Here is an 18,889-nt window from a genome sequence, read left to right on the forward strand (position 1 = left end):
CGGGCACAGTCTACTATGTACCCCCTTGATTGTCAACGCGTGCGATCCGCTTGGCATGAGTTGGCAACCGTTTGTCGGGCGAGAAATCGAGCCTGATTTCATACTCTGATAAATGGGTTTCAGTTTATATTTCACTTGAGGGATTGATGAAAAGATTACTGCTCTTTGTTCTTGCGGGTTTGGTGTTTGTGGCTTCTGGGTGCAGCCAAGCTGCTCCTACAGAAGTGGTTGTCCAGGTTACTTCAGTAGAGGCAGCTGAGCCGATAGAAACCTCTCCTGTTATTGAAGTTTCTCCTACGGCAGAAACAATGCCTGCTTCTTTTGAGAAAAATCGAAGAGCTCTCGAGGAAATGGGATATACCTTCCAATGGGGGAGGGGTATAGAGTTAGTCGGTTCTAATGGCAATGTAATTGCTTCCAGCATTGATGGTCTTACTATCAGCATATATGGGCAGAACGGCGAGCTGACTATTTTCCCTGAGCAAGCATTTGCCATCACCAAAACTTCTGGCCTGGGGATGGAAAATCTTCTTACCCTATCCAACACTCAGGGCGAAGTAACCCAGACATACCTTGAGAACGGCGCCTACTGGGCCCCTTTAACAGAAATTCAGCGCAACCCAAGAGAAATAGAAAACTATCCCAGAGTACCGATTGAAGCGCTGTGGAGCGGGCAGTTAGCACAATCTGAAGCTCTCACTGCTGAACCATTTCCAGAAGGAACTGTTCCTCCAGATGGGCTTGCCTACGTATTGTGGAGGGGAAATCAACTGCACTGGGTAACACTCGATAGTGTGATAAATGGACAAGGAAACTTTAACAATGAGTCTCATTATTTGACCTTTCATTATCGCTGGGCAAATTTCTATCGTTCCACAACCCCTGAAGGGGTTGAAATAATTATTGCTACCGAACAAACCCTTCTGCCAGACGGGGAAACTTCGATGTTTCTACATTACATCTTTGGTCCTGAGTGGGGTTGGGAGGAAAACGGTTCATACACAAACTTTCGTCTTAACTTGATTGAAAGTGTTTTTCTTGCCTATACACAACCCGCAGAGCCTGGTCGCTCTTTAGTTGTAAGGCCCGTTGTTTTTATTGATAGCTATGATCCAAACTTCCCTCTAGAGCACTTTGGCAATGGTGTAAGCGGCGAACAACCAATAGCAACGGAAGAATTATATAAACTTCCACAGAATAACCCGTCAGAATCAATTCCAGAAATAATCGACTTGGCAAACAATCGTCTGCCAGAAATCACGGGAAATAGCGTTTATTTAGAGTGGGCAAACCATGAAGGTTTTAAAGAATGGCAAACAATGGGATTTTACGCTAACTGGGGGCAAACTCTTTTTCATCAAGACTCTTTCTTCCGGGGTTTTACGCAGACGAATCCATAATTGATCTGTAAATATTTGCAAAAGAGGCACGTAGATCTTCGAACATTCTCACACCGCTACTTGCCTCAGGGTTTTTAATAACCTATACTTTTGCAAACATGTTCGCTTTGGCCCAATACGCGATACCTCTTGGCGCGGTTTGAATCTCTTCTCACCCTTATTTCCCGGTAACGAGGAAAGTAATGGACCCTAAAAAACCTAAATTGCTAATTCAAAAACCAACGAAGTCGGTCATAGACTGGCTGCTGGCTTCGGATCCAGCCATCCGTTGGCAAGTCATGCGAGACCTGACCGGAGAGTCCGACGAGGCGGTTGCCGCCGAGCGCGCCAAGGTGGCCAGCGAAGGCTGGGGAGCCGCAATCCTGGCTGCTCAAGCCGATGACGGCACCTGGGCGGGAGAGGTGCGTATTCCTGAATATCCTACGTTGCGCACGCTGCTGCTCTTGTGCGACATGGGGCTGGACCCAGAGAGCGAACAAGCCCGCCGCGCCCTAAGCCGCGTCCGGGCCAATGTCAAATGGCTGATGAATATTACTCAGGAAGAACTGCCAAAAGACGAAGATATCAGCTGGTGGCACAAGCCCTTCTTTGCCGGCGAAGTCGAGCCCTGCATGAATGGCCGGGTTGTGAAGATTGGAGCGTACTTCGGCGAAGACATGCAGCCGTTGGTCGAGCGGCTGCTGGGTGAGCAGATGGCCGATGGTGGCTGGAACTGCGAACAAGAGAACGGTTCGACGCGCGGTTCCTTTCACTCTACGATTTGCGTGCTTGAGGGACTTCAGGAATACGAGAAGGCTACCGGCGGCTCGCCCGCCGTCACCGCCGCCCGGCAGCGGGGAGAGGAATACCTGTTGGAGCGGGGCATGCTCCGCTCACTATCGACCGGTGAGATGCCGGCGTTTGATCACGCGACCGAAGGGCCGCCAACTTGGACGCTTTTTTCTTATCCGACTTCGTGGCACTACGATGTGCTGCGAGGATTGGACTACATGCGCAGTGCAGGCGTTACGCCTGATGAGCGGGTTGCTGAAGCCATCGAATTGGTGGCGAAAAAGCAGAACCAAAACGGGCGCTGGCCGCGCGAAAACATTCACGATGATCCAGTCGCCCTCGAGATGGAAGGCGCCAGCGGTACGGATAGCTATTGGAACACTCTGCGTGCCTTGCGGGTTTTGGATTGGTATTCAAAAACCTGATGGAGGGAAAGCCCTGGTCCATTGCGATGCGTCGCGAGTTCAGATCTCCACTCGCCATCAAAACCAATCCCCGAGCAGCGCTCGGGGATTGGTTTTGATTTACAACCTGTATGCTCGACTTCAGTTACACATATTGGCTGGTGATCGACCCCTTGGCCTTTTGCAACTCCGCCGGGGTGCCTTCGAACATCACCTGGCCGCCGCGGCTGCCGCCTTCCGGACCCATGTCGATCACCCAGTCGGCATTGCGCACCACATCCATATTGTGCTCGATCACGATCACCGTGTTGCCGCTGTCCACCAGGCGGTTCATGATCGCCAGCAGGTTGGCCGTGTCCGACATGTGCAGGCCGGTGGTGGGCTCGTCCATCACATAGATGCTGCCTTCCTTGTGCAGCTCGCTGGCCAGTTTGATGCGCTGGCACTCGCCGCCGGAAAGCGTGTTGAGCGGCTGGCCCAGCTTCAGATAGGTCAGGCCCACGTCGCTCATCGCTTGCAGCTTGCGGGTGATCTCTGGCTGCTCAAAGTGTTCCAGCGCCTGGCTGACGGTCATCTCCAGTACATCGGCAATGGATTTGCCATTCAGCTTGTAAGCCAACACTTCATCTTTGAAGCGCTTGCCGCCGCAGATCTCGCAGGGCGACTTGACCACATCAAAGAACGACAAGTCCGTGTAGACCACGCCCAGGCCCTGGCAGTTTTCGCAGGCGCCCTTGGAGTTAAAACTGAACAACCCGGCGTTGACGTTGTTGGCTTTGGCAAAAGCTTTGCGCACATCGTCCATGATGCCGGTGTAGGTGGCCGGGTTGGAGCGCGAGTTGGCGCCCACTGCCGACTGGTCGATCACGATCGCTTCAGAGTAGCTTTCCACAAAGGCTTGATTGATCAGCGAGCTCTTGCCGGAGCCGGCCACGCCGGTCACGGCGGTCAGCACACCGACCGGGATGTCCACGCTGATCGCTTTGAGGTTATTGACCGTCACCTTGCTGAGCTTAAGCTGGCCCTTGGCTTGGCGGAATGCCGCTTTGATCGGCAGCGTCTTCTTGAGAAACTTCCCGGTAACCGTATCGGCCTTGAGCAGGCCAGTATAGCTGCCCTCGTAGACGATCTCGCCGCCCTGGCTGCCGGCGTGCGGGCCAACGTCCACGATGTGGTCGGCGATTTGGATCACCTGCGGGTCGTGCTCCACCACCAGCACCGTGTTGCCTTTGTCGCGCAGCTTCTGCAGCAACTCATTCAGGCGGTGTACATCGCGCGGGTGCAGGCCCACGCTGGGTTCGTCGAAAATGTACATCACATCGATCAAGCTGCTGCTGAGGTGCTTGACCATCTTGATCCGCTGCGATTCGCCGCCGGAAAGCGTATCCGTCTCCCGGTTGAGGGTCAGGTACTCCAGACCGATGCCGACCACATTTTGCAGCCGTTCCAGCAGGTTGTCCACCAGCGGCTTGGCCACCTCGCCCTTAATGCCTTTGATCACTTCGATCAGCTCGCCGATCTCCATTGCCGAGAGTTCGGCGATGTTGTAGCCATTGATCTTGCAGCTCAGCACGGATTTGTTGAGGCGGGCTCCGTTGCAAGATGGGCACAGGCCTTCGTGCAGGTAGGGGGCCACCTGTTTCTGAGTGCGCTCCGAAAGTGCTTTCAGATCGCGCTTGATATAGGAATTGTTGAACTTGAGCAGGATGCCTTCATAGGTGGCATTAAAGCCGCCCATATTCACTTTGCGGCCTGAGCCGTGCAGCAAAAGCTCCAGTTCCTCTTTCGTGTAGTCCGACAACTTCTTGTCATTATCGAAGAAACCGCTGGCCTGATAGAGGCCTACCCAGCTGCCAAAGCCCGGCACGCGCACAGGCCCTTCGTTCAACGACTTGTCCATATCCAGGATCTTCTCGGCGTTGGGCTGCAGTTTACGGCCGAAGCCGTTGCATTCCGGGCACATCCCCAGCGGATCGTTGAAGGAAAACACGTTGGAATAGCCAATGAATGGTTCGCCAACCCGTGAGAAGAGCAGCCGCAGCACGGTGTAGATATCGGTGATGGTGCCCATGGTGGAGTGTGAGCCGCCACCCAAGCGCTTCTGGTCCACCACGATGGCCATGCCCAGGTTCTCGATCGAATCCGCTTCCGGCTGCGAGTAGCGCGGCAGGAAGTTGCGCACGAACATGCTGAAGGTTTCGTACAGTTGGCGCTGTGCCTCCGTGGCCAGGGTGTCGAAAACGATCGAGGACTTGCCTGAGCCGGACACGCCGGTGAAGATGGTGGTTTGGCGCTTGGGGATGCGCAGCGAAACATCTTTTAGATTGTTTTCACGCGCGCCCCGAATTTCAATAAATTCTTGTGTTGCTTGAGCCATGTCTTTGTGTCCTTGGTGGAGTTTTTAGCGAGTTTAAAAGAGTCTACCCGCTTACCAGCGGGTGGGCTCAAAATTCTGTTGCGTAAGCGCCCGAGCTAAACGGTCGTTCACTTACTGGGTTTGACGGCGTTCAGCTGGATGGCGGCCAGCACCAGGCTCTGCAGCCCGGCCATGCTAACCACATCCTCAGGACCGAAGTCAATGGCGCGCACGGCACTGCTGTCAAGCCGCGTGTTGAACAGCTTGTCGGGATCCTTCATCTGCACACCTTTATGAAAGGTGATGCGCACTGCATTTTTGAGGATATCTGCATGGCACAGGATGCCGTTGTGCTCCCACACCGCCACGCCCTCCGGCTTGGATGGCTTCTTCCACTTGACGGTCTCGGTGATGTCTGCATGGGCCTTGCGGATCACCTCACGCAGCTCTGCCAGTTTCTTGCCCTTCCAGGCCTCCGCCGCGTGGATGATGGCGTCGATTTCCTGCGAAGCTGTGGCCATCCTTACCGCAAGGCCTTCTTGATCAGCGCTTTGATCCTTTTCTCTTCTGCGGGGCCGATCTTGACGATGCCAAACGAGCTGGGCCACATGTTGCCGTCGTCCAGTTTGGCCAGGTCGCTAAACCCTAACGAGGCATGCCGAGTGCCAAACTTCTGGGCGGCCTGGAAGAACAGAATGTTCTTGCCCTCACGGTTGGCGTATCCGGGCATGCCGTACATGGTCTTGGGCAGCAGGTCAGGCGCGGTCTCACTAACGATCTTGTGCAGGCGTTCCGCCATCTCACGGTCTGGCCCGCTCAGCTTGGCAATCGTGGCCAGCACGTCTTTCTCGCCCTTGGCCTTGTCATTGCCAAACTTCTCCTGCAGCTTGAGCTCTCGGGCGCGGGCCTTCATGGCCTCCTTTTCGGCGGCAGAGAAACCACTATTCTTGCTTTTATTCATGTTATTTGCATCCCTTCTTTTATAGCGCTTCGATGTACTCGGCCAGGCCTTCCAATGCCTGCATGGCGCCCACAATGGCGCCGTACTTCACAGCCTGCTCGCGGGCTGCCACAGAGGCAAACACCAGCTGCAGGGTTACCTTGGTCTTGCCGGCTTCTTCTTCGAAGGTGACGTGGGTGCGCACAGGCTCGTCCGCTCCTTCGGCGTCATTGCCATAGTCGTAGACCAGGCGGTTGGGCTTGTCAATCTCGATGAAAGTCACTTTGAAGGCGTAGCTCGTGCCGCGTACCGGCATGCTATAGCGCCAGTGGCCGCCGGGAGTGGCATTCCACTCATGGGTTTCTCCATTGGGCACCCACCACTTTTCTGCGTGCTCTTGCTGCGTGAACGCGTCAAAAACCAGGTCGCGTGGGGCGTCCAGCACACGCGAGACGACAATTTCTTTCTCTTTGGTAGCCATTAGTCTTCTCCTTTTTGGATCTTGCGCAGGTAGTCTTCCAGACGATCAAAATTCTCTTCCCAATGCTGGCGGTAGCCTTCCAGCCATTGGGAAGCGTCCTTCAAGGGGGCGGCTTGCAGCTGGGCCGGCCGCCATTGGGCTTCACGCCCACGTTCGATCAACCCCGCCCGCTCCAGCACCTTGAGGTGCTTGGAGACCGCCGGCAGGCTGATCGCGAACGGCTCGGCCAGCTCCTTCACCGTGGCCGGCCCGCGCGAAAGCCGCGAGAGCATCGCTCGGCGGGTGGGGTCGGCCAGGGCGCCGAAGGTCAAACTTAGGGTGTCGTTCATGCTCGGGATGGTCATTGGGGCTCGCTAATTAACCAAATGGTAAAATACAATCTTGACAGTGTCAAGTGAGAATTCTTTAATCAGACCCGCAGACCCTTTGGTGATAAGCGCCGACCCCGCTTCCAAGTAGAATACCCCCATGCTGACGATTGACCTCCAGACCGCGCGACGTTTCATCCTCGGCAAGCAGGGTCTGTGGCCGGGCCGCCGCTGGCAGGGCGCCAAAGGCACCGAGCAGGCGATGCGCGCCATGGAGTACCTGCAGCTGGACCCCCTGCAGATCATCGCCCGCAGCCAGGACATCAAGCTCTACGGCCGTGTGCTGGACTACATGCCAGGCATGTGGGAAGACGCGGCCTACAAGAAGCGCAAGTTTTTCGACTGGGGCGGTTGGCTGGCTGTGCGCCCGATGGATGAGCTGCCGTATTGGCGCGTGGTGATGCGCCGCGAGCGTGACGACCCCGCAGCCTGGCGCAAGACCGCCACAGAGCACGCAGAGACAATTGCCGAGATGCGCCAAATTCTGCGCGAGCGCGGCACGGTCAGCAATCGTGATTTCAAGATGGCGGACCGCAAGCGCACCGACAGCTATCGCGGCCGCAAGGACAGCGCCATCGCCTTGTACTACCTCTGGCGCATCGGCGAGGTCATGACCCACCACCGTGAGGGTTTTGAGCGCGTGTACGCGCTGACCGAAGCGGTTGCCCCGGGCGACCTGATCCGCGAGAGCAGCGACGACGAGGCCGATCGTTTCCTGATCCGCAAGGAAATCAGTCACAACGGGCTGACCCGCCTCAACCGCACCGCCGAAGCCTACTACCGCGGCGTGCCTTTTGATAAGACCGCCAATCTGCGCCACTCGCTCTTGCAAGATTTGGAGATCGTGGAGGTGCAGGTCGAGGGCTGGAAGCAGGTGCACTGCGCGCTGGCCAGCGACGCTAAACTGCTCAACGAGTTGGCTGCCGGGCGGGTGCCCAAAGCCTGGAAGCCGCTGGGGCCGGATGCCACCGAAGAGGCCGTCTTCCTGGCGCCGCTGGACCCGGTCAGTGCCCGCGGCCGCGCAATGCCACTGTTTGGCTTTGACTACGTCTGGGAAGTCTACAAGCCGCTGGAGAAGCGCAAATATGGCTACTACGTGCTGCCAGTGCTGTGGGGCGACAAGCTGGTGGCCCGCTTCGATAGCAAGCTGGACCGCACGACCAACACCTTCGTCATCCTCGGCCTCTGGCTGGAGGATCAGAGTCTGGCCAAGAATGAAGCGTTTGCTGAGGCTTTGGCGGGCGGCTTCCGCCGTTTTGTTGCCTTCTTGGGTGCAGACAAGCTGGACGCCAAGGCGATCCAGGCGCCCTTGTTGCGCAAGCGCCTGCAAGCCGGATAGTCATTCAGCCTGGTTGAATTCCCTTATCACTTTTGGCGAATTTTCATATCCACTTGAGGCGTAGATTATTTTTTGTGCGCCGCCTATGCTCTTGAGCAGGAGCATAGACCCATGCACAAAATTGATATTGAACACAAACCCGTCTACGTCTTTCACAGCATCGAGCCCGTCATGAAAGCGGACATGCAAGCCATCATCGAAATGGGCAACCAGCTGATTGCGGAGAATGAGCCGTTTGCCCTGGTGATGGTCAGTGTAGGCGAGGACAGCAAAGACCGTGAAAAGGGCGCCAATGCCATGTTGACCCAGTGGGTCAAGGAGAGCAAAAGTGAGTTACAGCGCTTGTGCGCGGGCATGGCTTCGGTTGTGGCCACCTCTCGTCTGATGGCGATATACAAGCCGATCATGAAGAGCGTAGGTTCACGCATGTATGGCTTTCCGTTGGAGATGTTCACTGATATTGAAGAGGCCAAGCAGTGGGCTCGTAGTCAGCTGGCCTAGATCAAGTGCTTAGCCATCAAAGCCGCCTTCGGGCGGCTTTTTTGTTTGCGCGGAGAAAGACGAGCACAAAACCCTATTTTTGGCTACAATTTTATGATTCGCTTCAATATTAATTAGGTCTATGCGACCCAAACTTCTTTACTCTGGTTGGACATTACGCTGCCATCTTCGCTTGCCCTCAGTCCAGGTCAGAATGAATGGATTTCCCGACAGGTGCTGATATGAAACTGGAAACCTTTGTATACACCCGTGAGGCTGGCTGGTCTGTAGATGCCTTTCCCGACCTGGATTCAGATCAGTCGATCGTGATTGCCTTTGGCTCCAGCAAATTCCTCGATGATCCTGAACCTGTCAATGAACTCATCCAGGCGTATCCCAAAGCCAGGGTGGTGGGCTGTTCAACCGCCGGCGAAATTTCCGACACGCAGATCAACGATGATTCACTCTCCGTGGCCGTGATCCGTTTTGAAAAGACGCGGGTGGCTTGTTCCAGCACCAAGGTTGCCGCCGCGAAGGATTCCTTTGCGGCCGGGGCCGCGGTGGCCCATGAACTGGCGGCTCCGGACTTGGTGGCCGTCTTTGTGCTGTCTACGGGTACGGAGATCAATGGCAGCGAACTGGTGCGCGCCCTGAACGAGCACCTGCCTGCCCACGTAGTGGTAACGGGCGGCCTGGCCGGCGATGGCGATCGCTTTGAACGCACCTGGGTGATTCGCAATCACCAACTCACGCAAGGCTATGTCTCTGCCGTGGGCCTGTATGGCGATGCCGTGCAAGTCGGCCACGGCTCCAAGGGCGGCTGGGATGTTTTTGGCCCCCAACGCCGCGTGACCCGCTCGCAGAGCAATGTGCTTTACGAACTGGATGGCCGGCCGGCGCTGGACCTGTACAAGGAATACTTGGGTGATCTGGTCTCGGGCTTGCCCTCCAGCGCATTGCTGTTCCCTCTGGCGCTTAGCGAGAACCAGGACGATCAGAAGACCATCGTGCGCACCATCTTGGGCGTGGATGAAGAAGCCAAGTCGCTGATCTTTGCCGGAGACATTCCGGTGGGCTATTACGCCCAACTGATGAAGGCCAATTTCGACCGCCTGATCAACGCAGCCAGCGAAGTGGGGCAGATGGCCGGCTTCGCCGGTGCGGCCAATCCGGATGAGCCGGTGCTTTCCCTGGCGATAAGTTGCGTTGGCCGGCGCCTGGTGCTGGGCGAGCGCACCGAGGAAGAACTGGAAGCTACGCTGGAAACCCTGCCGCCGGGCGTGAAGCAGATCGGCTTTTATTCGTACGGTGAGATTTCACCGTATGGCAACGGCACCTGTGACCTGCACAACCAAACCATGACGCTGACCACACTGCAGGAGATCTGATTTTGTCGCTGCATAAGATCCTCTGGCGCCAACTGAAGCGGCTCGAGCTGGATGCAGATGTGCCGCCTAACGCCAAGGATTGGCAGCGCTTCCTTGCACATGTTGAGCAGACCTATAAGCAGGGCGACCAGGATCGGTACCTGCTGGAGCGTTCTCTGGCGATCTCGTCTCGTGAAACGCAGGCGCTATATGACGAAGAGCGCCGCCGGGTTCAGGAAGCGTTGCGCGTCAGCGAGGGCAGGTACCGCACGCTGTTCGACAATGCGGTGGATGCTATTTTCATTATTGATGTGGAGACTCGCAAGATCTTGGATGTCAACCAAGTGGCATCCAATGCGCTGGGCTACAGCCACGAGCAGCTGCTGCACATGACCATTGATGATCTGTATTCGCCGCAAGAGATGGAACGCACAGCACAGCTGGTCGACCAACTGCATAAAGCCGGCAATCTGACTTTTGAGCGCGTCCACATCCGCAAAGACGGCAGCCAGATGCCGGTGGAGGTCAGCTCGATCGTACTGGAGCAGGATGGGCGCAAGGTTTACCTGAGCATTGCGCGTGACATCACGCAGCGCAAAGAGGCCGAACAGGAATTGCAGCGCCTGGCCAACTTCGATTCATTGACCGGTCTGGCAAACCGCCTGATGTTCATCGACCGCGTGTCGCACGCCATTCAAATGGCGACGCGGCGCAACAAGCCTATTCTGGCCGTATTGTTTCTGGATTTGGACGGGTTTAAAGCTGTGAACGATGCGTTTGGCCATGAGCAGGGCGATGCTTTGTTGCAGATGATGGCCCAGCGTATCCGCAGCGCAGTGCGCACAAGCGACACGGTGGCGCGGCTGGGCGGCGACGAATTCGCCATTCTGCTGGAGGGATTGCCAAACGAGACTGCGGTGGAGCCGATCGTGCAGAAGATCATCGAGCAGGTTTCGCAGCCTTTCGAGTTCCATTCCGCACAGGCCTTCATCACTTGCAGCGTCGGCGTCAGCTTTTTCCCGTCTGGTGGTGAGGACCCGGATGCTCTGGTGCGCAATGCGGACCGGGCCATGTATGCCTCCAAAGGCTCCGGCAAGAATAGCTACCGTTTGTTTGAAGCCCACATGAAAACCCAGGCTCTGCAGCGGCTGGAGTTGGGCAATGATTTGCGCAATGCCTTGGAGCGCGAAGAAATGTTCGTGCTCTTTCAACCGCAGGTCAACATCAAAACCGGTCAACTGTTCGGCTTGGAAACGCTGGCCCGTTGGCAGCATGCCCAGCGCGGTGTTTTGCTGCCAGATGACTTCATCCCCCTGGCCGAAGAGATGGGGCTGATCATTGCGCTTTCCGACAGGATCCTGCTGCGGGCCTGTGAGCAGGTTAAAGCTCACATCGACGCCGGGCAGAACTCGCCCAGGTTGGCGGTCAATCTTTCCTCTCGGGACCTGACCGATGCTCGTTTGCGAGAACGCATCGAAAACGTCTTGGAGCGCACCGGTTTTCCGCCGGCTTTACTGGAGCTGGAACTTTCTGAGAACACCATCTTCCGGGACTTGGATTTGGCAGCGGACACGCTGGCCGCGCTCAAGAAGCTTGGCGTGCGTCTGGCGATTGATGACTTCGGCACCGGCTACTCCACCCTAAGCCAATTGGCTCGCTTTCCTTTCGACACGCTGAAGATAGACCAGCGCTTTGCGCACAACCTGCCTTCTTCACCGGCTTACGCTGCGATTGTGAATGGGCTTGTCACGATTGCGCATAACCTGGGGGTGGAACTGGTGGCGGAGGGCGTTGAAACGGAAGAGCAGTTGCGCCTCTACCGCGAAGCCGGTTGTTACTTGGTGCAGGGCAAATTGTTTGGCATGCCCCAATCCATTGAGAATTTGGAGTTGGTTAACTTCAACGCACAACCTGATGGCGGGTAGGGCAAGTGGCGATCCATGGTTTGGCTCCTTCTTATTGTGATATGCGAGGATACGAATGAGAACATCTATTGTTTTTCTGCTGGGTACAACGCTCCTGCTGCTATTGAGTGGCTGTGCGCAGGCGGCTCCTGCCGCGACGATCCGCGGGCAGATCACTTACTTACAGCGCATTGCGCTGCCTGAGGGTGCTGTGGTGACCGTGCAGCTGGTCGACATTTCCCGTGCCGATGCCGCCGCAGTGGTGCTTGGCGAGCAAGTGATCACGCCGGGGACGCAGGTGCCCATCCCGTTCAGCATCTCTTATGATCCCACCGTCATCCAAGATAACCTGAACTATGCCTTGCAGGCCTCCATCCGTGATGCACAGGGCCAGTTATGGTTCACCACCACCATGGCGCACTTTGTGATCACCCGGGGCAACCCCAGCGATCATGTCGAGTTGCTGTTGGAGATGGTGCGCTAGCCGCCCCTGCAAATCTCAAAACGACGCTTGGAAGCGCAGGCGTCGTTTTTTGTTGCTGTTATACGACAAAGAAACTAATAAAACTTATAGTACATTTACCAATCGGGTTTAAGATTCTCTTTAGGCATGTTCAAGATGATGTCCCCGCCCGTATATTCATATATCGGGGATGCCCCTCTATACTTCCAACGGATTGAGCCAAATTCCCCTAAACTATGTCGGCTCAAGAAGGAGAACATGTCTCGTAAGTTTTTTGCCCTTAGTCTTTTGTTGGTAGCCAGCCTGGTGCTGGGTGCCTGTGCTGCCCCGGCTCCCCAGGCAACCGAAGTTCCGGTTGCGGTTGAGCCTGAGGTGGTCGAAGTCGAAGTTGAAGTTCCGGCGGATCCGGGTTCCCTGGTGATCTATTCTGGTCGCAGTGAGAGCCTGGTGGCGCCGATCATTCAACAGTTCGCCGATGCCACTGGCATCAATGTTGAAGTGCGCTACGGCAGCACGGCGGAAATCGCCGCGGCGTTGCTGGAGGAAGGCGCCAACTCCCCGGCAGATATCTTCTATGCCCAAGACCCCGGTGGCCTGGGCGCCATTGAGGACGCCGGTCTGCTGGCGCCCATCCCGGCTGATACGTTGGCCAAGGTCGCCCCTGGCTTCGCTTCTCCGAACGGCGCTTGGGTCGGCATCACTGCCCGTGCCCGCGTGGTGGTCTACAACACTGGTGTGCTCAGCCCGGCTGACCTGCCTGCTGACATTCGTGATTTCACCAATCCCGAATGGAATGGCCGCTTGGGCTTGGCTCCCACCAATGCTTCCTTTGTGGTCATGGTGACTGCCATGCGCCAGATGTGGGGCGAAGCAGACACCGAGGCCTGGTTGGCGGGCATTGCTGCCAATAACCCGACCTACTACTCTGGCAATGGTGGCGTTGTCACTGCTGTTGGCGCTGGTGAGGTGGAAGTGGGCTTTGTGAACCATTACTACCTGTACCAGTTCATGGCGGAGCAGGGCGAAAGCTTCCCCGTTCGCAATCACTACCTCTCCAATGGTGGTCCTGAATCGCTGGTGATGGTGTCTGGCGCCGGCATTTTGGCCAATGGCGCCAACCAGGACAATGCTCAGCGCTTCCTGGACTTCATGCTGTCCACCGTTGCGCAACAGTACTTTGCCAGCCGCACCTTTGAATATCCCCTGGTGGAAGGTGTCGCCACGTCCAGCTTGCTGGTGCCCCTGGCTGAGATCAACGGCCCGGACATCTCGCTGGGCAGCCTGTCGGATGTGAGCGGTTCTGCCGCCCTAATCGAAGCCGCAGGGATGGTGCCGTAACTTAGTGCAAATTACCGGTACAACCCCGCTGGATGCCGGTAAACAAAAGGCACGGCGGGCTGGGGCAGTCATGCCCAGCCCGCGTGCCTTTTTGCTGTTGTGGCTGCCCGCTATCCTGGTGGCGGCCGCGGTACTCTTGCCGGTCGTTTACCTGCTCATCCGCGCCTCGGGGGCCGGGGACGCTGTCTGGGCTACCCTGCTGCGACCGCAAACGCTAACCACGATAGGCAACACGGCGTGGTTAGCGTTTGCGGTTACTCTGGTTTCACTGCTTTTGGCCTTGCCGCTTGCCTGGCTCACCGTGCGCACGGACCTGCCACTGCGTCGTCTGTGGACGGTGCTGACTCCACTGCCCCTGGTCATCCCCAGCTATGTGGGCGCCTTTCTGTATGCCTCGGCCCTGGGGCCGCGCGGTCTGCTGCAAGGCTGGTTGGAAACGCTTTTTGGCATTACGCGTTTGCCGGACATTTACGGCTTCCCTGGCGCACTGCTGGTGCTTAGTTTGCTGAACTACCCTTACATGCTGCTGGTATTGCGGGCTGCCCTGCAGCGCGTGGACGCCTCACAGGAGGAAGCCGCCCGCAGCCTGGGGCACGGCGCCTGGTCGGCTTTCTGGCATGTGACCTTTGCCCAGCTGCGGCCGGCCATCGCCTCTGGCGGCTTGCTGGTGGCCCTTTACGTGCTGCGTGACTTTGGCGCCGTGGCAGTCATGCGCTACACCACCTTCACCCGTGCCATCTATATTCAATACCAGAGCGCTTTGGATCGCTCGACGGCAGCGGTGCTGGCGTTGATGTTGATCGTTTTTACTTTACTCGTCCTAGTGCTGGAGAACCGCGCCCGCGGTCGTGTGTATCAGCTCTCCAGCGCCAGCGGTGGCCGTAAACCGCCGGTGGTGCGCCTGGGGCGTTGGCGCTGGCCCGCCCTGCTTTTTTGTGCCGCCGTGGTTTTCCTGGCGCTGCTGTTGCCCGCCGGTGTGCTGCTTTATTGGTTGGTGCGGGGGTGGGCTGCCGGCCAGGTGGTGGGCAACCTCGGCCCGCTGGCTTGGAATTCTGTGCTCGCCTCGGGCTTGGGGGCTTTGGCGGTGACCCTGGCGGCTTTGCCGGTGGCCTATTTGCTGGTGCGTCGTCCGGGAAAGGTCACCAATCTATTGGGCGGCGTCACCAACCTGGCATTTGCCCTGCCGGGGATTGTGATCGCCCTGGCCCTGGTTTTCTTCGGCGCCAATTACGCGCTGACCTTTTATCAAACGTTGCCTATGCTGGTGCTGGCTTACCTGATTCTATTTCTCCCGCAGGCGGTTGCCACGGTGCGCACAGCCTTTCTGCGCATTCCTCCCCAACTGGAGGAAGCCGGTCGCAGTTTGGGGCAAGGCCCGCTGGGCGTGCTGCGCCGCGTGACCTTACCGCTGCTCAGCCCCGGCATTGGCGCCGCCGCGGCGCTGGTCTTTCTCACCGCCATGAAGGAGCTGCCTACCACCTTGCTGCTGGCTCCCATCGGGTTCCGCACCCTGGCCACCAACGTCTGGACCATGATCAACGAAGCCTTTTTCGCCCGGGCCGCCGCCCCGGCCTTGCTCCTTATCCTGGCCTCTTCGGTGCCTATGGCGATCATGGTGCTGCGTGAAGAGAAAGAAAGTTAGAATCTGCCCGTGGATCATTTGGCTTTAGAACTGAAAAATGTCAGCAAGCGCTTTGGAGAGCATCCGGCAGTTGAGGGCGTGGATTTGCAGTTGGCTCCCGGTGAGGTGCTGACCTTGGTGGGACCAAGCGGCTGCGGCAAGACCACGGTGCTGCGCTTGATCGCCGGCTTTGAACGGCCCGATTCAGGCGAGGTCTTGCTCGATGGGCGCTCCGTGGCCAACCGCACAAAATTTGTGCCTCCCGAACATCGTGGGGTGGGGATGGTCTTTCAAGACTATGCCTTGTTCCCGCATTTGACTGTGGGCGACAATGTGGCCTTTGGCTTGCCGCGTGCCCAGCGAGATAAGCGCGCCGAGAAAGTGGAGTTCATGTTGCGTCTGGTGGGCTTGGACGGCCGCCAGGATGCTTACCCCCAAGAGCTCTCTGGCGGGCAACGCCAGCGGGTCGCCCTGGCGCGCGCCTTGCTGCCCCAACCGGTGCTGATCTTGCTGGATGAACCCCTCAGCAGTCTGGACGCCGACCTGCGCCTCAAGATGCGCGAGGAGTTGCGCGTGCTGCTCAAGGGCGCCAAGCTGTCTGCCGTATTCGTCACGCATGACCAGGAAGAAGCGCTTTATCTGGGCGACCGTCTGGCGGTCATGAATCAGGGTCGAGTGGAGCAGGTGGGCACCCCGGAAGAGATCTTCAGCACTCCCGCCAGCGACTTCGTGGCCGTATTTATGGGCAAGGGCGACTTTTTGCCCGGCACCTCCACGCCAGCCGGTGTTCAGACCGAGATCGGCCTGATCGGCCCTGCAGTGGATGCGAAGCCAGGCGCTGCGGTGGACTTGGTGCTGCGCGCCGATGATGTCCAGTTTGAGGCCGACTCTGCCGGCGACAGCATCATTTTGGCTCGGCATTACCGCGGCACCACCAATTTGTACCGCTTGCGCTTGCCCTCAGGACGCCTGCTGCATGCCTCTGCGTCGCACACCGTGCGCTACCGGCCGGGCACGCGTGTGCGTGTCTGGGCAGAACCGGGGCACGCGTTGCCTTGGTTTGCCCGAGACTGACTATGAACACGGGTCTGACAAATTTGTGTGTCAAGGACTTGACATTTGTTTTGAAAACGCTATACTGTACGTCGATGAACGTCTGGGTGCCCCCCTCACCTAGGCGTTTGTCATTTAAAGCGCCATTCGCGGGGTAAAACAGGCTGTGATACACTACCGCTGAACCCCCGTACAGGACAGTGAATGGCCACCAAATCCAAGAAAGCTTCTTCTACAGAGCATTCCAAAGAGAGTGTGCTGGCGGATTACCGCCTGGGCTGGATCAGCCGCCAGGCTAGCTTGGTGGGGCGCCGCGAGGTGCTCAGCGGCAAAGCCAAGTTCGGCATTTTTGGTGATGGCAAAGAAGTCGCCCAGATCGCCATGGCAAAATCCTTTCGCAAGGGCGACTGGCGTTCTGGGTATTACCGCGACCAGTCCTTTATGTTTGCGATTGGCCGCCACACGGTCGATGAGTTCTTCGCTCAGCTGTTCGCCAACACAGATATAGCCATGGAGCCGGCCACAGCCGGGCGGGCGATGAACGCCCACTTCGCCACTCGCCTGCTGGATGAGGCCGGCAATTGGAAGACCCTGGCCGAGGAGTACAACTCCTCATCCGACATTTCGCCCACCGGCGGCCAAATGCCGCGCATGGTCGGCTTGGCTTATGCGTCCAAGCTCTACCGGCAGCTTAAGGCCACCAAAGAGTCCAAGAAATTTTCCGACAATGGCAATGAAGTCGTCTTTGGCACGATTGGCAACGCCAGCTGCGCCGAAGGCTTGTTCTGGGAAACCGTCAACGCCATTGGCGTCCTGCAGGCGCCGCTGGTGCTCTCGATCTGGGACGACGAATACGGCATCTCCGTGCCCAACGAGTACCAGCTCACGGCTGATCTGTCGCGCCTGCTCAGCGGCTTCCAGCGCAGCCCCGGCGGCGATGATGGCTACGATGTCTACACCGTGGCGGGTTGGGACTACGCCGCCCTGGTGGACGTCTACGCCCAGGCCAGCCAGCGGGCGCGCCAGGAGCATGTGCCGGCCCTGGTGCACGTCGTCGAGCTGACCCAGCCGCAGGGCCATTCCACCTCCGGCAGTCATGAGCGTTACAAGACCGCCGAACGTCTGCAATGGGAGCAGCAGCATGACTGCCTGCTGATGTTCCGCAACTGGATCCTCGAGCAGAAACTGGCCCGCGAAGCCGACCTCGAAGCGATTGAGAGCGAGAGCCGCGTCGAGGTCGAGACCATCCGCCAGCGCGCCTGGGAGGCCTACAAAGAGCCGATTCGCAAGGACATCGAAGCATTTGCGGATCTGCTCACCGAAGTAGCCGGCGCCTCCCAGCACAAGACCGAATTGGAGGCCTTGGTCAAGAACCTGATTGCCGCCGACAATCCCCTGCGACAGGACATGCTGATTGCCTATCGCAAGGCCATGACGCTTACCCGTGATGAAGCCCTGCCCGGCAAACCCTTGCTGCTGGGCTGGAAACAGCAACAAGACGCCCAGGCGCAGGACCGCTACCATTCCAAGCTGTACACCGGCACCGCGTTGCAAGTAGCCGGGGTCAAGCCGGCCTTCGACGCGGATGCGCCTTTGCTCAGTGGCTTCGAGATCGTCAACAAAGGGTTCGACGCCATCCTGGCCCGCGATCACCGCGTGGTGGCCTTCGGCGAGGACCTGGGCTATCTGGGCGACGTCAACCAGGGCTTTGCCGGTCTCCAAGAGAAGTATGGTGCGCTGCGCGTCAGCGACACCGGCATCCGCGAGGCCACCATTATGGGCCAGGCGATTGGCCTGGCGCTGCGCGGCTTCCGCCCCATCGCCGAAATTCAATACCTCGACTATTTGCTCTACGGCATCCAGATCCTGTCGGATGATCTCTCCACGCTGAGCTGGCGCACCAAGGGCGGCCAGAAGGCCCCCGTCATTATCCGCACCCGCGGCCATCGCCTGGAGGGCATCTGGCACTCCGGCTCGCTGATGGCTGGGGCCTTGCACCTACTGCGCGGCATGCTTATCCTCACCCCGCGTGACATGTTGCAGGCGGTGGGTTTCTACAATACGCTGCTCGAGGCCGATGAGCCCGCTTTGGTGGTCGAGGTGCTCAACGGCTATCGCCTCAAAGAGCGCCTGCCGCACAACTTGGCCGAGTTCCGCGTCCCTGTGGGCGTGCCTGAAGTCTTGCGCGAAGGCGGCGACGTTACCGTGGTCACTTACGGCCCGCTGTGCCGCATCGCCCTGGAAGCTGCCCAGGCCCTGGCCGAGCTGGGCGTGGAGACGGAAGTCATCGACGTGCAGTCGCTGATGCCTTTTGATGTGCACGGTCGCATTGGGGAATCGCTCAAGAAGACCGGCCGCGTCTTATTCCTGGACGAGGACGTGCCCGGCGGCACCACGGCTTTCATGCTGCAAGAGGTGTTGGAAAAGCAGGGCGGCTACCAGTGGCTGGACTCGGCGCCGCGTACGCTCTCCGGCCAGGCGCACCGCCCGGCCTACGGAACAGACGGCAACTATTGGTCCAAGCCCAACGCCGAAGACATCATCTACACGGTCTACGCGATGATGCACGAGGCCGCGCCGCAGCGCTACCCTCTGTTCTTCTAA

At 58.0% G+C, this 18,889-nt stretch carries 16 protein-coding genes; 11 read left to right on the forward strand and 5 right to left on the reverse strand.

Annotated features, from left to right (window positions below; all coding sequences use genetic code 11):
* Positions 1-71 precede the first annotated feature (71 nt).
* Complete coding sequence (locus KF885_09295) at positions 72-1,400, forward strand: hypothetical protein (protein MBX3049352.1); 1,329 nt, start codon at positions 72-74, stop codon at positions 1,398-1,400.
* Positions 1,401-1,582: 182 nt separating this feature from the next.
* Positions 1,583-2,596: a hypothetical protein gene (locus KF885_09300; GenBank protein MBX3049353.1), complete on the forward strand. Its 1,014-nt coding sequence runs from the start codon at positions 1,583-1,585 to the stop codon at positions 2,594-2,596.
* Between the two features lie 124 nt (positions 2,597-2,720).
* Here the strand turns inward: KF885_09300 and KF885_09305 are convergent, their stop codons facing one another.
* From KF885_09305 to KF885_09325, 5 genes are all read right to left on the reverse strand, one after another.
* Positions 2,721-4,952: an excinuclease ABC subunit UvrA gene (locus tag KF885_09305; protein ID MBX3049354.1), complete on the reverse strand. Its 2,232-nt coding sequence runs from the start codon at positions 4,950-4,952 to the stop codon at positions 2,721-2,723.
* 107 nt (positions 4,953-5,059) lie between these two features.
* Positions 5,060-5,452, reverse strand: a complete 393-nt coding sequence (locus KF885_09310) for a DUF1801 domain-containing protein (GenBank protein MBX3049355.1) — start codon at positions 5,450-5,452, stop codon at positions 5,060-5,062.
* 2 nt (positions 5,453-5,454) lie between these two features.
* A complete protein-coding gene (locus KF885_09315) occupies positions 5,455-5,892 on the reverse strand; it encodes a DUF1801 domain-containing protein (protein ID MBX3049356.1) in 438 nt (145 codons plus the stop codon).
* Between the two features lie 19 nt (positions 5,893-5,911).
* Positions 5,912-6,352, reverse strand: a complete 441-nt coding sequence (locus KF885_09320) for an SRPBCC domain-containing protein (protein ID MBX3049357.1) — start codon at positions 6,350-6,352, stop codon at positions 5,912-5,914.
* On the reverse strand, positions 6,352-6,696 hold the full coding sequence (locus KF885_09325) for a winged helix-turn-helix transcriptional regulator (GenBank protein MBX3049358.1): 345 nt from the start codon (positions 6,694-6,696) through the stop codon (positions 6,352-6,354). The genes KF885_09320 and KF885_09325 overlap by 1 nt, the downstream gene beginning before the upstream one ends.
* A 124-nt stretch (positions 6,697-6,820) precedes the next feature.
* Between KF885_09325 and KF885_09330 the strand changes: the two genes are divergently transcribed.
* The 9 genes from KF885_09330 (at position 6,821) to KF885_09370 (ending at position 18,889) form a co-directional block, all read left to right on the forward strand.
* Entirely contained in the window at positions 6,821-8,059 is a 1,239-nt protein-coding gene (locus KF885_09330) for a YcaQ family DNA glycosylase (protein MBX3049359.1), read from the forward strand.
* 111 nt (positions 8,060-8,170) lie between these two features.
* The gene (locus tag KF885_09335; GenBank protein MBX3049360.1) at positions 8,171-8,560 is read left to right on the forward strand and encodes a hypothetical protein; all 390 of its coding nucleotides are present in this window, start codon (positions 8,171-8,173) and stop codon (positions 8,558-8,560) included.
* A gap of 221 nt (positions 8,561-8,781) precedes the next feature.
* Complete coding sequence (locus KF885_09340; protein MBX3049361.1) at positions 8,782-9,927, forward strand: FIST C-terminal domain-containing protein; 1,146 nt, start codon at positions 8,782-8,784, stop codon at positions 9,925-9,927.
* 2 nt (positions 9,928-9,929) lie between these two features.
* Positions 9,930-11,831, forward strand: a complete 1,902-nt coding sequence (locus tag KF885_09345) for an EAL domain-containing protein (protein ID MBX3049362.1) — start codon at positions 9,930-9,932, stop codon at positions 11,829-11,831.
* Between the two features lie 55 nt (positions 11,832-11,886).
* Positions 11,887-12,294, forward strand: a complete 408-nt coding sequence (locus KF885_09350) for a YbaY family lipoprotein (GenBank protein MBX3049363.1) — start codon at positions 11,887-11,889, stop codon at positions 12,292-12,294.
* A 237-nt stretch (positions 12,295-12,531) separates the two neighbouring features.
* Positions 12,532-13,611 (forward strand): iron ABC transporter substrate-binding protein, encoded by a 1,080-nt coding sequence (locus tag KF885_09355; protein ID MBX3049364.1) that lies wholly within the window; start codon positions 12,532-12,534, stop codon positions 13,609-13,611.
* A gap of 4 nt (positions 13,612-13,615) precedes the next feature.
* The gene (locus tag KF885_09360) at positions 13,616-15,253 is read left to right on the forward strand and encodes an iron ABC transporter permease (protein ID MBX3049365.1); all 1,638 of its coding nucleotides are present in this window, start codon (positions 13,616-13,618) and stop codon (positions 15,251-15,253) included.
* Between the two features lie 9 nt (positions 15,254-15,262).
* On the forward strand, positions 15,263-16,306 hold the full coding sequence (locus KF885_09365; GenBank protein ID MBX3049366.1) for an ABC transporter ATP-binding protein: 1,044 nt from the start codon (positions 15,263-15,265) through the stop codon (positions 16,304-16,306).
* Positions 16,307-16,489: 183 nt separating this feature from the next.
* The gene (locus KF885_09370) at positions 16,490-18,889 is read left to right on the forward strand and encodes a hypothetical protein (protein MBX3049367.1); all 2,400 of its coding nucleotides are present in this window, start codon (positions 16,490-16,492) and stop codon (positions 18,887-18,889) included.

Source organism: Anaerolineales bacterium (assembly GCA_019637805.1).
In the GTDB taxonomy this organism is placed as follows: Bacteria; Chloroflexota; Anaerolineae; order Anaerolineales; family UBA11579; genus JAMCZK01.

What these genes read in the sequence shown, in the direction of transcription:
- KF885_09310 (MBX3049355.1), bottom strand. Translation starts at nt 5,452, where the DNA reads ATGGCCACAGCTTCGCAGGAAATCGACGCCATCATCCACGCGGCGGAG.
- KF885_09370 (MBX3049367.1), top strand. Translation starts at nt 16,490, where the DNA reads ATGGCCACCAAATCCAAGAAAGCTTCTTCTACAGAGCATTCCAAAGAG.
- KF885_09320 (MBX3049357.1), bottom strand. Translation starts at nt 6,352, where the DNA reads ATGGCTACCAAAGAGAAAGAAATTGTCGTCTCGCGTGTGCTGGACGCC.
- KF885_09305 (MBX3049354.1), bottom strand. Translation starts at nt 4,952, where the DNA reads ATGGCTCAAGCAACACAAGAATTTATTGAAATTCGGGGCGCGCGTGAA.
- KF885_09350 (MBX3049363.1), top strand. Translation starts at nt 11,887, where the DNA reads ATGAGAACATCTATTGTTTTTCTGCTGGGTACAACGCTCCTGCTGCTA.
- KF885_09300 (MBX3049353.1), top strand. Translation starts at nt 1,583, where the DNA reads ATGGACCCTAAAAAACCTAAATTGCTAATTCAAAAACCAACGAAGTCG.
- KF885_09340 (MBX3049361.1), top strand. Translation starts at nt 8,782, where the DNA reads ATGAAACTGGAAACCTTTGTATACACCCGTGAGGCTGGCTGGTCTGTA.
- KF885_09355 (MBX3049364.1), top strand. Translation starts at nt 12,532, where the DNA reads ATGTCTCGTAAGTTTTTTGCCCTTAGTCTTTTGTTGGTAGCCAGCCTG.
- KF885_09335 (MBX3049360.1), top strand. Translation starts at nt 8,171, where the DNA reads ATGCACAAAATTGATATTGAACACAAACCCGTCTACGTCTTTCACAGC.
- KF885_09325 (MBX3049358.1), bottom strand. Translation starts at nt 6,696, where the DNA reads ATGACCATCCCGAGCATGAACGACACCCTAAGTTTGACCTTCGGCGCC.
- KF885_09315 (MBX3049356.1), bottom strand. Translation starts at nt 5,892, where the DNA reads ATGAATAAAAGCAAGAATAGTGGTTTCTCTGCCGCCGAAAAGGAGGCC.
- KF885_09330 (MBX3049359.1), top strand. Translation starts at nt 6,821, where the DNA reads ATGCTGACGATTGACCTCCAGACCGCGCGACGTTTCATCCTCGGCAAG.